This is a genomic window from Brakhagea baltica, assembly GCF_052161605.1.
Classification (GTDB): domain Bacteria; phylum Planctomycetota; class Planctomycetia; order Pirellulales; family Pirellulaceae; genus JBKCUI01.
This window is the reverse complement of record NZ_CP197409.1, coordinates 3,459,520-3,472,912: the sequence shown is the minus strand read 5'-3', so window position 1 is coordinate 3,472,912 and position 13,393 is coordinate 3,459,520. Positions and strand designations below refer to the sequence as shown.

Here is a 13,393-nt window from a genome sequence, read left to right as displayed (position 1 = left end):
AAACGCATCCTTGGGGCTCGAAAAGACCAGCGTCTCCAAATTGCTAGCTTTAGTTAATGTAATGGGAGTATTGAACTGCACCCCTGTGACACGTTTGGTCACAGCCGGATGCGAAATTTGGGAAAAGTGCATTTTTTACCGGAAAAAACCGACTAAAGAATTTTTCAGAATCGATCCGCAGACTCTGCCAGAGCGTCCATTGCGAGCCCAACTTCGTCGCAAATTCGCTTCCACGCCCCCCGTTGGTCTTCCCAGCGGAGCATGGCAGCGATCGGACGCAGTCGCTTCTCATGGATCTCGGGCTTGCCTTTGGTGGCCGGCAGGTTGAGTAGGGCTTCCTGGATGTCGGGGGCGAGCTGGTTGAGGGCCATTATCTGGCTCATACGCGGCTGGGTAACGTGTCCAAGCCGAGCTAGCTCGATCATGTCCGATGCCTCCCCAGTTCGAATCATCTCATTGAACCGGATAGCCAGGGCCATCAGCCTGGTGATACGAGGTAACTTGCTCGATGGCCTTGGTCGTGGTGTTTCCGCGTTGGGATCATGTGGACGAATCGCGATGCGGCCTCGCGAAGCGATGCTGACGTTGAGTTTGCGTTTTACGGTGACCATCAAACCTCCTGTGATTGTTGTTCCAGCGTCTCGATGCCGCTGGCGTGGAATGTAATCGCGATCGTGCAATCGCTTTGATCGAACTCGACCGTCGAGACAAGCAGCGCTAACAGTTGGGATTGCTCGCGAGTCGTCAGTGCGTCCCAGACGCGATCGAAGTCAATTAGGGCATCTTCGATTTCCTGAGTGGACATTTCATGCTTTTCCAAGTCGACGAGTTGTCGATTCACTTTGGCAAGTTCAAGCTCAGCCTTCTCGATTCGCTCTTGAATGTCGGCAATGCGATGCGATACCTGGCCGCCGGGTCGTTCGTCGAGCGCGAGTTGCCTGATCTCGCCGTGATCCCGCGCGAGCTGCCGTCCAAGCTGAATCTGGTGTGCCTCAATTTCTTTTCTGCCTTGCTGTGTAGCCACCATCGCTTGGCGAATAATCTCGTCTCGGAGCCCCGCGTCTCGGGAAATGTCTCGAACTTGATCAACGACCGCAGCTTCGATTTCACCCGCTGGCAGCGACGGATGCTTGCACGATTGTCGACCGCGTTTGATCGCTCGGACGCATGTGTAATAGCGGTAGACGATCGAGTTTCGCTTCGTCATGTTGTGAACCATCGCAACATCACAGTTGGGACAGCGGATCAGTCCCTTCAGCAGGCCACCATGTTTGCTTGGTAGGCGATTGCCACGGTTGAAGCCATTCTCACGCAACTGTGCTTGAACGCGATCGAAGATTTCCTGATCGACGATTGCTTGGTGTTGTCCCTGGTAAAGATCGGTCTTGTGCTTGATCTTTCCGCAGTAGATGGGGTTGGTCAGAAGCGCATGCAGACTGCTCTTGTCGAAGGCACGGCCACCCTTTGGCAGTCCTTTCTTTGAGTGCCAAAGCTTGTTGGTCCAACCACGTTCGTCGAGTTCGTTTACCACCGGGAGAAGGTTCTTCATTTCGAGGTAGAGCGAGAAGATACGACGGACCTTGGTGGCTTCCTCAGGATTTATTACCAGCTTCGGTGTTCGTTCGCTCCGATCGACGTCGTAGCCCAGAACCGGATAACCACCAGTCCATTGTCCGCGCCGGCATTGGGCGGCTAGCTTGTCGCGGATGCGTTCGCCGATAATCTCGCGTTCGAATTGCGCGAACGAAAGCAGGATGTTCAGCGTTAGCCGACCCATCGAATGCGTGGTGTTGAAGTGCTGAGTTACCGATACGAAGGAGACACTGAACTTGTCGAACGTCTCCATTACGCGGGCAAAGTCGAGAAGCGAGCGGCTGAGTCGATCGACCTTGTAGACGACCACGCAATCGATCTTGCCGGCTTGGATGTCTTCCATCAACCGCTTCAGCGCCGGGCGCTCGATGTTGCCACCGGAGAAGCCTCCGTCGTCGTAGCGATCGGGTACGAGCTCCCAACCCTCATTGGCTTGGCTTCGAATGTAGGCCTCACCAGCGTCGCGTTGCGAATCGAGCGAATTGTACTGTTGATCGAGTCCTTCTTCAGTCGACTTGCGAGTGTAGATCGCACAGCGGATCGTTCTGGGACGTGGTGTTGGTTTGGTACTCATGCTTTCCTCCCAAGTCGAAAGAACAAAAATCCGTTGCAGTGAGAACCACTGACTTCTTTCGCGATCGCCGTCAGCGATTTGTAGCGTTGGCCTTCGTATTCAAAACCGTCTTGTAGGACGATCACCCGAATCATCTTGCCTTTGTATTGCCGCTCGATGATGTTGCCCGGTGGTGGCAATCGCGGGTCCCAGTCCACAAACGCAGTCGGTTCTGGCACGACCAACTTCACGCCTTCGGAGGTGGTTTTGCGCGGCGCAGTCACTCGCGTCTCCGCATCCTCAGCCAGCTCTGCCGCTTTCTTGAGAGCTGCTCGAGAGAGCCCACCTTCCTCGTTGGCTTGCAGTCGCCAAGCGATGCGCCGGATCAGGTACTGCTTGTTACGGCTCCGGCATTCTTCGTTGAAAACCTGCTCGTAGCGTTGGACCAGTTGATTGACCGTTTTGTTCTGCAACTCTGCGATCTCGATGGTGACGTGTGGGCTCATTGATCACCTCCGTCTCTCGATTGGCTCTGTGAAACCTGCGAATCGTTGTTTACTGAATTTCGCGATATGTTGTTGACGTCATGCTTCGCTGGCATTTGCGACCTGATCGCCTTCGCCACTAGTGGTTGCTTCTTGACCCGAATGACACCTCTGGCCAGCAGAGCCGCGATGTCCCGGTTTCTCGCTTCGTTGCTCACGATTTACCTCCTTCTTGAATGTTTCGATCGCCTCCAAAACCCGGTGTTTCGGAGACGTCGGACACAGAGAGGGGTGTGTCGGAAACGAAATCAAGCGGCTCGGGTAAAGAGTCTTCGAGAATGCCCAAAACAGGTTCGAACTGCGCTGAAATCGGGCTCTGATCGTCATTCAATTCGCGATCGGCGGCGATGAAACGACGAATGCCTCGGAGAAGGATCACGGCAATGGACCGGCGACGAACTGATGCAGCATCGCACGGCAGATCGTCCTCGTAGGGACGAGATTCGAGAGAGTAAGCGTCGATGATTGTGCTCCACGGAAAGACCTTGGAGGGAGCCGAAATAGCGTCCCTCCCAGATCTATCTATGCAAAACAGCCGATGCGCGTCTCATTACCCCGGGAGAATATTCGCAACTTGGTGCTGAAATGCGAAGCAGAATAGGCACAAAAAAATTAATGAAGTCAAGCAATATCATTAACAGTCCTCTTCGCAAAAGGCTAGGTTCCCATGGCGAGACTGAAGTCTCACCTACTGGATCTTCCGGCCTAGAAGCGTGGTGGTGTCACCAGATCGCTGCTCCCATAAGACGTATACTGCCTCTGACGCGTTGCTTGCCACGACAATCGGAAAGCTGGCATTTGTCGCCATTTGTTCGCTGCGGGTGCTGCCAGTGCTCCTCATCAAAAGGTCGCCGTCACGCTTGCTGGTCCACACTTCAAAAAGACTGTCACCATCGCTCGCGACCCACGGTTGTTCACCTGTGCCGAGAATAGTTTCTAGACCACTTCTCGGACTCGCAAGTAAAAGCGTGCGGTCACGTCGCCACACTGTAGTAATTTTATTGTTCTTATCCATCGCCAACATGCCTCCATCCATTGGGCAAGCATTGAGTTGCCAACTACTTTCACCAAGGCGCACTACGGAACCGAAGGTGTCTCCGCGATCTTCTGAAGATGCGAGATACATGTCGCGCTTTCCTTTAAGCGAATTGCGAAAGAGAACGTGTACTGAACTCTCGTCCGCTACAACCGATGGATGGCAGCACTCACAAATACTTCCATCGGGAGATTGGTAGACCAACTGATTCTTGCTCCAACTGGCCCCTTGATCGATCGATTTAGATGCGAAGAGCTGAGTCCGCTTCGCACGAAGGTCAAGCCAAACGCACCACAATGTTCCATCGTCACTGGCGGTCATTGCGTGCAGGCCCTCCCGCGCCGAGGCCTCAATGTCGTTGACCTTCACTGGGCCAAGCCAGCTCTTTCCGCTGTCCAGTGAGCGGTACGCCAAAACGTCTCCATCAGCACCTTTGCCCTGCGGACCTCCAATCGCAGTGATGACAATAGCATCGCCGGCATGAGCAATCCGAGGACCTCTTCGCATTCCAAGCGACATGTTAGGTACCTGAAAGGCAACGAGTGGTGAGGGCTTTTCATCAGCTCCAACTCGGCAGTAATAAACGTCGTCTCCAACGCCGAATGTAACATGGGCGACACCCAGCGAATCAACACTAGCTTGCGGTTGTTTCGGTGATTTCTCGCCGCTCCCCGAGATGATGGTGAAGGGTTCGGAAGCAGAGACGAACGCGGGAAGCAATATCAGAAAAGCTGCCAAAGTAGTCTTAAACATTCGGTGAACTCGCTTGGTCCGACATGGGTAGCCCAGAGCCAAAAAGGTAAAAAAGTGCAGGAGTAACGATTTGGTCTAGAACGGTTGATGCAATCATGCCGCCAAACAACACAATGGAAAGCGGATAAAGGATCTCCTTGCCAGGTTCGCCGTACCCAAACAACAAAGGAAGCAGTCCTACAAAGCTGGTCATGGCTGTCATCATTACGGGCGCGAGGCGTTCAAGGCTGCCGCGAATGATCATTTCCTTTCCAAATGGCATTCCATCAACTTCCATCAAGTGTTGATAATGCGAGATCATCATAATGCCGTTGCGACTAACAATGCCTATGAGCGTGATGAATCCAACCCAGTGCGCCAAAGATAAGTGGGTCGCCTGAATCCAAATACCTGGCCAGAGATACCAAGCTTGGCCCACAAACTCAGAAGCTTCAGGTCTATTCACAATCAGGAGCGCAACGATCGCGCCTAGCGCTGCCAATGGCACGTTTACAATCACCTGGAGTGCAGAACGCTGCGAGCCGAGGGCTTTCATCAGCAGCAGGTAGACGCCGACGATACTCAGCAACGCAAATCCCCATAATCTGTATGTGGCTTGCTGCTGTGCTTCAAATTGTCCACTGTAGTCGAGATAATACTCACCTGGCAGCTCATGAAGAGACTGCTCAACCGGCTGGAGTGCTAGTTTGATATCGCGTACGACACTTGCCAAGTCTCGCCCCTGGACATTGCAGAAAACGGCAACTCGGCGTTGAACGTGTTCACGATTGAGCACATTAGGGCCGGTCGTATCCAAGATTTCGGCAACTTGTGAAAGTGCGACCTTCGCTCCCGAAGGTGTCTCAAGAATGGTTTCTTCTATGACGTTTGGGTCTCTGCGCGCCTCCTCGTCATACCAGACCACTAAGCCGAAGTACTTATCCTCTTCGATGACCTGAGAAACAATTCTGCCCTTGAAGGCCGTCTCCAACACTTCCGCCACGTCACCCGGTGTAAGACCGTATCGTGAGGCCTCGTCACGCTTGACTCGCATCTGCAGTTGCGAAATCTCAATCTGTGGCTCAATCTGGAGGTCGACGACCCCGTCAATCTCTTGCATCCGAGCCTGGATATCGTATGCCGCTGTGCGAAGCTCACGCAGATCATTGCCAAACACCTTTACTGCGATCTGAGCCCGAATGCCGGACATCATGTGATCTAAACGATGGGAGATCGGCTGGCCGATGTTGACGGCCGCACCCGGAATGCTTGAAATCCGATCGCGCAGGTCCGCAATCACCGACTCCTGCGCTCGCCCCTGGTATTCAAAGCTCCAAAGATGCGCGATCGGAATTGCTCGTAGTACAGCATTGTGCCATCCCAATTTCTCAATCTTATGTTGAGCGAATCGCACTTCGAATTCCGTGTTGTTCACACCTTCTGCATGCTCATCCAGTTCGGCGCGTCCGGTGCGGCGGGCAACCGATAGAACCTCTGGCACTTCAAGTAGGATATCTTCAACGCGGCCAGCAATTCTCTGGCTCTCGCCTAGGGAAGTTCCTGGTTCAAGTCGTAAATTGATTGTCGCTGTTCCTTCATTGAATGGAGGCAAGAACTCACCGCCCATCCAAGGAAGGGTGCTGCAACTGAGCAGCACTAATACGCTCACCCCAGCGAGGACGGTCCTTGGACGACCAAGCGTCCATCGCAGCAATCGTTCGTCCCAGCGCTTCAACCAACGCATGATTAAAGGTTCGCGTCTGTCGGCTAAGAATGGCGCGCGAGGCAGCAATACACTGGCCAGTACAGGTGTAAAGGATAAGGCGACCACCAACGAACACAGCAATGCGACGATGTAGGCAATACCCAGCGGTGCGAACAATCGCCCCTCGATTCCGGACATCATGAATAGCGGCAACACAACCAACACGACGATGAGAGTTGCGTAGACAATCGAGTTCCGAATCTCGCTCGATGCTGAGAAGATAACATCCAGGGCCGGCTTCTGAGCCTCAGTTGGCAACTGTTTGTTTTCGCGAAGTCGACGATAAATGTTTTCAACGTCAACGATCGAATCGTCGACCAAGTCGCCGATGGCAACCGCGATCCCGCCCAGTGTCATCGTGTTTATGGTGATACCGAACAGGTAAAAGACGATGACGGTAAGCAATATTGACAGCGGCATGGATGACAATGAGCTGATGCTTGTACGAAAGTTGCCCATCAAAAGAAACAGAATCACGATTACCCAGATAGCGCCGTCGCGTACTGCTTCACTGACGTTGTCAACCGCCGCTTCAATGAAGTGGCTCTGGCGAAAAATTTCGGATTCAATCTTTACATCCGCTGGCAACTCACGCTGAACCGAAGCCAACACATCGTTTATTCTTCGGTCAAGCTTAATCGTGTCCGCGTCGGGCTGCTTTTGCACGGTAAGCATTACCGCCATACCGCCTCTCAGCTCGCGGTAGGGTCCGGTATGTAGTTGCCCGGGGAGAACGTGGTCGCTAGATGAAAGATGTGCTTCATCCTTCATCTGCGCATACTCCGCAGCTCGATCGACGGCGAAATTCACATCTGGCTCAATCTTCACGACCGCAGAAGCGTCGCCGCGCTTAATCGGTCCGCCCAGTTTGACATCGGCCACATCGCCGATTCGTATGGGTACTTGCTCACGCCAAAGGATCGGAGTCGCGGCGACCTCATCGAGAGTTAGCGACTGGCCTTGGATACGAAGTAGCGATTCTTTCTCGCCGCGATCCATCACACCACCACCCGCAAGCACATTGGCTTTTGCGGTGGCGTCCGTTAGCTGTGCAAGGGTTACATTGCGAGCCGCCAGCCTCGACGGGGAGGTGAGGACTTGATACTGCTTAAGAATTCCGCCCATCACGGAAACCTGCGATACGCCTTCAACGGCAAGGAGTCGATTGCGCACCGTGAACTCGCCCAGCGTGCGCAGCTCCATCGCTTTCGCGTCCGCCTCTAACTTCGAGCTCGGTTCAATATCGCTACGAAGCGCGAGCAACATGATTTCACCCATGATGGATGAAATAGGAGCGAGCGTCGGGTTGGTACCCGCCGGCAGTTTTGATTGAGCTAGCTGCAACTTCTCATTCACGATCTGTCGATCAATGAAGATGTCGGTTCCCCAGTCAAACTCAACCCAAATGATCGAAAGACCAATGGCCGATGACGATCGAACGCGTTTGACTCCGGTAGCTCCGTTTAAGAGTAGTTCGATCGGTCGCGTCACGAGCACTTCGACTTCTTCCGGAGCCAGGCCCGGTGCTTCGGTCATAATCGTCACCGTGGGACGATTAAGGTCAGGAAACACATCGACAGGCATGGTTCGAAGCAACGATGCTCCGACCAGCATTACGAGCAGTGATGCAATCGCAACGATGGCCCGGTTATGTAATGAGAAACGAATGATGCTGTCGAGCAAGGATGCTACCTCAATGATGCAAAGGCCGTCTGTAACTCACGACCACCAGCGGTTACGACCAACTCACCCGCTTCGATACCGTCAACAATCTCCGTGTACGCACCATCAGAGCGACCAATCTTTAGTCGGCGTCGATCGACGTATCCATCGTCCTTTTGAACAAAGCTGAAATAGTGCATCCCCTCGCGAAGGATTGCGGAAGAAGGGATCGCTAGAGTCGATGTTGGACTTCCTATTGGCAAGACGACCGTAATCAATGCGCCTGAGCGAAGTTGCGGGCTACTCGAGGTTGCAATTGGAGTAAGCCATATCCTCTGTGTGCGGGTCGACTCGTTTACTGTTGGACCGATTCGTGAAACGACGACTGGAAAGCTAATGTCAGGATTGGCAAGTATCGTTGCGATGCCATTTACTTCTCCATTTAGAGAATGGGTCTCGTGCGATCGTACATGCGCTTCAATCCATACGGATTCGAGATTGTGAATTTCGACAAGAGGCTGGCTCGCGACAACTGTTTCGCCTAACGTGACGACGGACGAGGTAATGCGTCCCGCAATGTTGGAGCGAAGTGGAAGATAGTCGAGGATTTGTCGTTCTTTAACGATTGATTCTATTTCGCTTTCAAGTAATCCCAACGTAGAAAGCTGCCGCCTTAGGCTTTCGGCACGCGCCTTTAACTGGTCCGCCTCTGAGCGCGTTTCCAAAACGATGCGTAGTGAAACCGCATCGCCTTTGACGCCGTCAAGACGATCAGCGCGACGAAGCGAGAGTTCGGCGGCGAGCGACGTACTGATCAGATCGAGCTGGAGCTTGTGAAATTCAGGCGACGCGATCTCCATTAATATTTCACCGGCCTCGACGTATCGCCCCGGATTCAGTTTGTGTGAATAGACCGTTCCGTCTAATTGAGAGGAAAGTACGCTTCGGTTCTCGGGGGGCAACGTCACGGACGCAGTGAGCTGCGTAGTCGAAGCAACTTCGCGGTGACTCGCTGGCTCGGTCCGTATCCCTAAACGTTGCTGGTCACTGCTAGAGAGCTTTAGAACGCCAAGAAAGAACAAACTCGATAACTCGTGACCTCCCTTTACTACCACTCGGTCACCAGGATAAATGTCGCCTTGGAGCACTTCGACCATCGGCTCAATTTGCTTATGCGCTCCCAGAGTACGCTTACCTAACTGGATGGTCTTCTTCCGGTACTCTGCGGACGTCCGAGTCGATGCCTCTTCAACAAATACATAATTCTGCAGCCCGTCGCTGTACACTGCCCGCTGCGGAACGGTGAGTTTCTCGTCTTGCTCTGATGTATAAATCGTGCCCCGACCAACAAGTCCAGGAATGATCGTTTGGTTTGCAAGTGTCATCCACGCTGAACTGACTTGAGTCTGGGGATCTAAACCAGCATCCATTCGATCGATAACGCCTTCTACCGAGATCGACGGCGCAGGGAACTCGACCCTCACTCGGTTGCCTACTTTGGCCTTAAAAATATCCTTTTCCAAGAGTTGAAGCCGAACCCAAACTCCATCGGTATTGACAACTTCAAATAGGTGTTCCAACGCCTCCACGTACTTGCCCTCTGCAAGGTCCGAGTGAAGGATCTGGCCAGCGATAGGCGACCGAATGGGATAGTTCAACGAGCCAGATGCGCTGTTTTGAAAGGCTTCGGAAGAAACGCCAAGAGTACGGGCGCGAATTCGGGCGACTTCCACGCGGTTCTGGCTCTGCTCAACTGCGTTTTCGATTTCCAGCAATCGTTGCATCGGCACAGCTCCGGCCAACGCAGATGGTCTTGTCATGTCAAGCAGACGCTGGTTAAGGCTTAGGTCATTAACTGCCTGCTGATAATCCAGTTTGAGCAGTTCCAATTCGCGACTACTCAACTCCGCAATGATCTGGTCCTTTTTCACAAAGTCCCCAGGACGCGATAGTAGTTTGGCGATGCGACCAGAAATCTGCGCCGAGCCGAACGCCTTTGCTTGCCACGGCGTAACGGCCTCCGCATAGACCGTCAAGGTGGAAGCAACGGTGCCTACCACAAGCTCTTCTGATTGAAGTCCAATGGCATCCCGCGCTTGCGCTGACAAGGTCAGTTGACCATTCTGTGTATCAACTTGGACACCCTTGGTGGGAAGCGGTTGATGTCCTTCGTGGCCGCTAGCCAGCGACGTAGTCAGGGCAAGCATTAATACTGCGATGAAACGAGCTTGCGATGGAAGAATCATAACCTACTTCTTGATGAAACTATCTGGGTCAGGCAGCGGGTCCGTTGACTCTTTCGCGGAAGCCAAAAATTCGTCGACGCACGGAGGGCAGCAGAACTCGTAAGGCTTACCATCGATAATCCACGTGAATTTGGAATTCGCTTTTGTTCCTGAAATAGGACACAGCATGTCGCCAACTTTTGGCTTCATGTCATGCTCCGACTTTAGCCCTTTGAACTTTTGCGAGGCGGTCATATTGCCATTGGCTTCGATGTCCGCAGCGGTGTACCGACCGCCCGCTGTTAAATACAATTCTCGTTCTGCTTCGTTAGCGACCTTAGCCGGCATGTCGGACGATTCATCATGGCTCTCCTGTCCAGAGACAAAACCCAGACGAAATCGCTCGCCATCGATTCGAATGTTTGGAATGGTTACATCCAGCTTGCGCCCCACCAGTTCCTGTGGAAGTTTCCCCATGAAAAGCGAAGTCTTCCCAGGGCTGTCGCCGTCCTGTGGAGATGCCTCAAATGAGATTGGTTTGGAATCCGCGTCCCCTTCAGCTTTGACAAACCCTTTCAACGTCTGGCTTTCCACGTCGATAACTCGACTCTCATCCTTGCCAAGCGTGTAAAGCCGAACAGCACCTGCTGAATCGATGACCGCTTCCACGTGATAACTGTCTCTCCCCAGTGAAATCATGATGCCGCCGTGAGCACCCGGGATATGACCATGTTCACTGTCAACGTCGCCGGCAACTGAGTTCGTTGCAGATCTCTCATCGCTTGCAGCGCCAGCCTTTTCACCCTCAGCGCGTGGTGCAGTCTGATCTGCGGTCTTGTCCGATTGCGACGGATTGCAGCCACTAAGGAAGACCAGAGTGGTCAACGCTAAGGGAAGAATAAACAAACAACACAAGTTCCATCTTTTCATTTCTAAACACCTTCAGTTGAAACAGTAGAATCGAACGGTTACTTCTTGAGCGACGCTTCGTAAAGGTCATCAAGCTTGGACAAGAACTTGTCTGGTTCGGCCTTCATCTTCTTTACACATGGCGGGCAACAGACGTATACAAAGTGCCCATCGACAATACCGTGCTTCGAATCGGAAGAGATTTCATTGTCCGTCATCACCAAGCAGTGTCCTTGGGCTTTGGCGAAGTTGGTTCGGATCTTTTCAATGTGCTTGGCGTCCGGCTTCGACTCTAGACATGCTTCACAACAGACATAAAGCACCTCTTTGGTTTCTGGGTTCGTCATCTTAACCGGCTTGGCATGGTCAGTGAGTGACTCGCCCGACACTGGACATATCGCTTGCACAGCTATCCGCAGACGCTCGCGACGTTGCTCAGACGTTTCGTCTTTTGCTGTTTGCGAATAACTTGACGCTGCCGCAGTGAAAACGAAAAGGAGAGCGAGAATACTATTCTTGATCATGGTTTAGTCCTTTATGGAACAAGGGAGTTGGAAAGGGATGTCGAATTAGTCTAGGTGGTGCTTACAACTTCAGAGACGCTACCCAGTGATTCACTTCAGTCAGATCATCTGCGCCGACGATCGTCATTTGCCGATCTTGGTTTCTCCAGCTAACGGCTAGTTGCCCAGCTGACTCAATAATCTTGCAAGGCATGCCCGCGCACTGCGTCTCAATTGACGGGGAGTCGCCAAACCAGATAGGTTGCTCATCTCTGTGTTCAAAGACGATTAGCGATGTGCCGTCGCTTCGCTCACAAATGGTTGCCGAGCATTTGCAGCATGGCATGTTCAAAACGTGTGTTGACACACGAGTGAACCCTTCGGGAACACCTTTGAATAACGCCGGCTGATAGCCAAGATATTTCGTAGCTTCTTCGGTGCCTAGTTCACGGCCGTCGTACTTCTCGCTCAGTTTGGACAAGGCGATCTGAGGTTCCGTTCTGGCTGAGCGGAATACCTCAGCAAAATCAACGGCCATGGCAGCATGATCGTGCAACGCATTAGCGGCGTCGTGATTATCGGGCGCAGCGTAGCGCAGTGCCGAAACCAGGAGAAGAACACCAGCAGCCGCAGCCAAAATAGAAGTGCCATAACGCTTGGTCCAAGCCCTCCATTGGGATTCTGTTGAAGCAAGTGTCACAACAGGAGTTTCAAGTTTGCGAGAAACTTGTTCCCATACTGCTTCCGTATCGACTATTCGCTCCGAACGTCGCATCAATACGCCCATCGAGCGGTATTCAGATATCAGCCCACGGCATGCATCGCATTGTTCAACATGCTCCTCCAGTTGGAGACAAGCCGCGGCGTCGAGCTCTTGGTCGATGTACGCAGACAAGTGTTCTGCAACAATATCGCAATTCATTCTTATGCCTCCCAGCCCAAGTGGATCAGAGAAGTCCTCAATTCGTTTCTAGCCTTGTTTAAGCGTGAACCAACGGTACCTTCGGGTATGCCCAGGACGCCTGCGATCGCTGAGTATCCAAGGCCTTCGACTTCTTTCATGTGCAGAATCGCTCGCTGCTCACCCGTGATTTGCCGCATAGCCAACTCAAGAACCTCAATATCTTCGTCTGCTTGGATCTTTTGATTAACATTAAAAGACACTTCTCCAGCCTCCGCGACTTTTTGAATACGCTGTTCTTCCCGTTTCATTTTTCGCAGGTACTGCAAGCTTTGATTCACAGCCATTCGGTGCGCCCATGTTTCGAGCGTTGATTCGAAACGGAACTGACTTAGCCGCGAAAACAAGTGGATGACAAAGTCCTGCATTACGTCGTCAACATGACTATCGCCAACAATCTTTCGAATGACTCGATAGCACCTGGCTGCCAATAGCTCATAAATGTGCTTTTGTGACTCTCGATGTCCGTTGCTGGCACGACTAATCCACAGCGTCAAATCTTCTTTAGTCAGCGGCGATGCGCGATCCTCCGCTTTTCCATTTATCTCATTGGATGACTCTGTTGGTATCATTCTTCACTCCTTCCCGCCAAAAAGAGAAAACTTCCCGAAGCTTTCGGTAGCTTCGAGCAGGGCTCCATTTCAGACCGTACTTGTCGATCTAGCGAGGGCAGCAAGGTTGATCTACCGCACAGCAGTAAGCATGTTCCGTGCAGCAGGTAGGTTCACTAACGGAGGTCTCGGGCGCTGCATTCGTGCTTCGCTGACTTCCATTTACAGAGTAGGAAACTGCGGAAAGAGCGAGAGCGCCCAAAAGAGTGATTTTTGCGAACATGATTCACCTATTTTGTATAAGAAACTAAAAAGCATTGGTGTGTGCCTGAAGTTAAGCACACGGCCAGTCAACAAC

General features: G+C 52.5%; 11 protein-coding genes. All 11 read right to left on the bottom strand.

The genetic code is table 11. The features are described from left to right. Window positions 1-164 precede the first annotated feature (164 nt). On the bottom strand, window positions 165-611 hold the full coding sequence (locus SH449x_RS12915) for a hypothetical protein (RefSeq protein ID WP_482381741.1): 447 nt from the start codon (window positions 609-611) through the stop codon (window positions 165-167). Continuing rightward, complete coding sequence (locus SH449x_RS12910; protein WP_482381740.1) at window positions 611-2,167, bottom strand: recombinase family protein; 1,557 nt, start codon at window positions 2,165-2,167, stop codon at window positions 611-613. Before SH449x_RS12910 ends, SH449x_RS12915 begins: the two co-directional genes overlap by 1 nt. Continuing rightward, window positions 2,164-2,652, bottom strand: coding sequence for a DUF2924 domain-containing protein (locus tag SH449x_RS12905; protein WP_482381739.1), 489 nt, complete (start codon window positions 2,650-2,652; stop codon window positions 2,164-2,166). The genes SH449x_RS12910 and SH449x_RS12905 overlap by 4 nt, the downstream gene beginning before the upstream one ends. Beyond that, window positions 2,649-2,849, bottom strand: coding sequence for a hypothetical protein (locus SH449x_RS12900; RefSeq protein WP_482381738.1), 201 nt, complete (start codon window positions 2,847-2,849; stop codon window positions 2,649-2,651). The genes SH449x_RS12905 and SH449x_RS12900 overlap by 4 nt, the downstream gene beginning before the upstream one ends. Before the next feature lie 530 nt (window positions 2,850-3,379). Beyond that, a complete protein-coding gene (locus tag SH449x_RS12895) occupies window positions 3,380-4,480 on the bottom strand; it encodes a sialidase family protein (RefSeq protein ID WP_482381737.1) in 1,101 nt (366 codons plus the stop codon). Then, window positions 4,473-7,907, bottom strand: coding sequence for an efflux RND transporter permease subunit (locus SH449x_RS12890; RefSeq protein ID WP_482381736.1), 3,435 nt, complete (start codon window positions 7,905-7,907; stop codon window positions 4,473-4,475). The genes SH449x_RS12895 and SH449x_RS12890 overlap by 8 nt, the downstream gene beginning before the upstream one ends. A 5-nt stretch (window positions 7,908-7,912) precedes the next feature. Continuing rightward, complete coding sequence (locus SH449x_RS12885) at window positions 7,913-10,132, bottom strand: efflux RND transporter periplasmic adaptor subunit (RefSeq protein WP_482381735.1); 2,220 nt, start codon at window positions 10,130-10,132, stop codon at window positions 7,913-7,915. A 3-nt stretch (window positions 10,133-10,135) separates the two neighbouring features. Next, entirely contained in the window at window positions 10,136-11,041 is a 906-nt protein-coding gene (locus SH449x_RS12880; RefSeq protein WP_482381734.1) for a hypothetical protein, read from the bottom strand. A 38-nt stretch (window positions 11,042-11,079) separates the two neighbouring features. Continuing rightward, window positions 11,080-11,544 carry a hypothetical protein gene (locus tag SH449x_RS12875; RefSeq protein WP_482381733.1) on the bottom strand — a complete coding sequence of 155 codons (465 nt, stop codon included), beginning with the start codon at window positions 11,542-11,544 and terminating at the stop codon, window positions 11,080-11,082. A gap of 61 nt (window positions 11,545-11,605) precedes the next feature. Further along, entirely contained in the window at window positions 11,606-12,445 is an 840-nt protein-coding gene (locus SH449x_RS12870; protein WP_482381732.1) for an anti-sigma factor family protein, read from the bottom strand. 2 nt (window positions 12,446-12,447) lie between these two features. Then, on the bottom strand, window positions 12,448-13,056 hold the full coding sequence (locus SH449x_RS12865) for an RNA polymerase sigma factor (protein ID WP_482381731.1): 609 nt from the start codon (window positions 13,054-13,056) through the stop codon (window positions 12,448-12,450). Between the last annotated feature and the right edge of the window lie 337 nt (window positions 13,057-13,393).

Bases quoted from the DNA above. Each gene is read 5' to 3' on its own strand.
- SH449x_RS12915 (WP_482381741.1), bottom strand. From the start codon at position 611: ATGGTCACCGTAAAACGCAAACTCAACGTCAGCATCGCTTCGCGAGGC.
- SH449x_RS12865 (WP_482381731.1), bottom strand. From the start codon at position 13,056: ATGATACCAACAGAGTCATCCAATGAGATAAATGGAAAAGCGGAGGAT.
- SH449x_RS12910 (WP_482381740.1), bottom strand. From the start codon at position 2,167: ATGAGTACCAAACCAACACCACGTCCCAGAACGATCCGCTGTGCGATC.
- SH449x_RS12885 (WP_482381735.1), bottom strand. From the start codon at position 10,132: ATGATTCTTCCATCGCAAGCTCGTTTCATCGCAGTATTAATGCTTGCC.
- SH449x_RS12905 (WP_482381739.1), bottom strand. From the start codon at position 2,652: ATGAGCCCACACGTCACCATCGAGATCGCAGAGTTGCAGAACAAAACG.
- SH449x_RS12870 (WP_482381732.1), bottom strand. From the start codon at position 12,445: ATGAATTGCGATATTGTTGCAGAACACTTGTCTGCGTACATCGACCAA.
- SH449x_RS12875 (WP_482381733.1), bottom strand. From the start codon at position 11,544: ATGATCAAGAATAGTATTCTCGCTCTCCTTTTCGTTTTCACTGCGGCA.
- SH449x_RS12895 (WP_482381737.1), bottom strand. From the start codon at position 4,480: ATGTTTAAGACTACTTTGGCAGCTTTTCTGATATTGCTTCCCGCGTTC.
- SH449x_RS12880 (WP_482381734.1), bottom strand. From the start codon at position 11,041: ATGAAAAGATGGAACTTGTGTTGTTTGTTTATTCTTCCCTTAGCGTTG.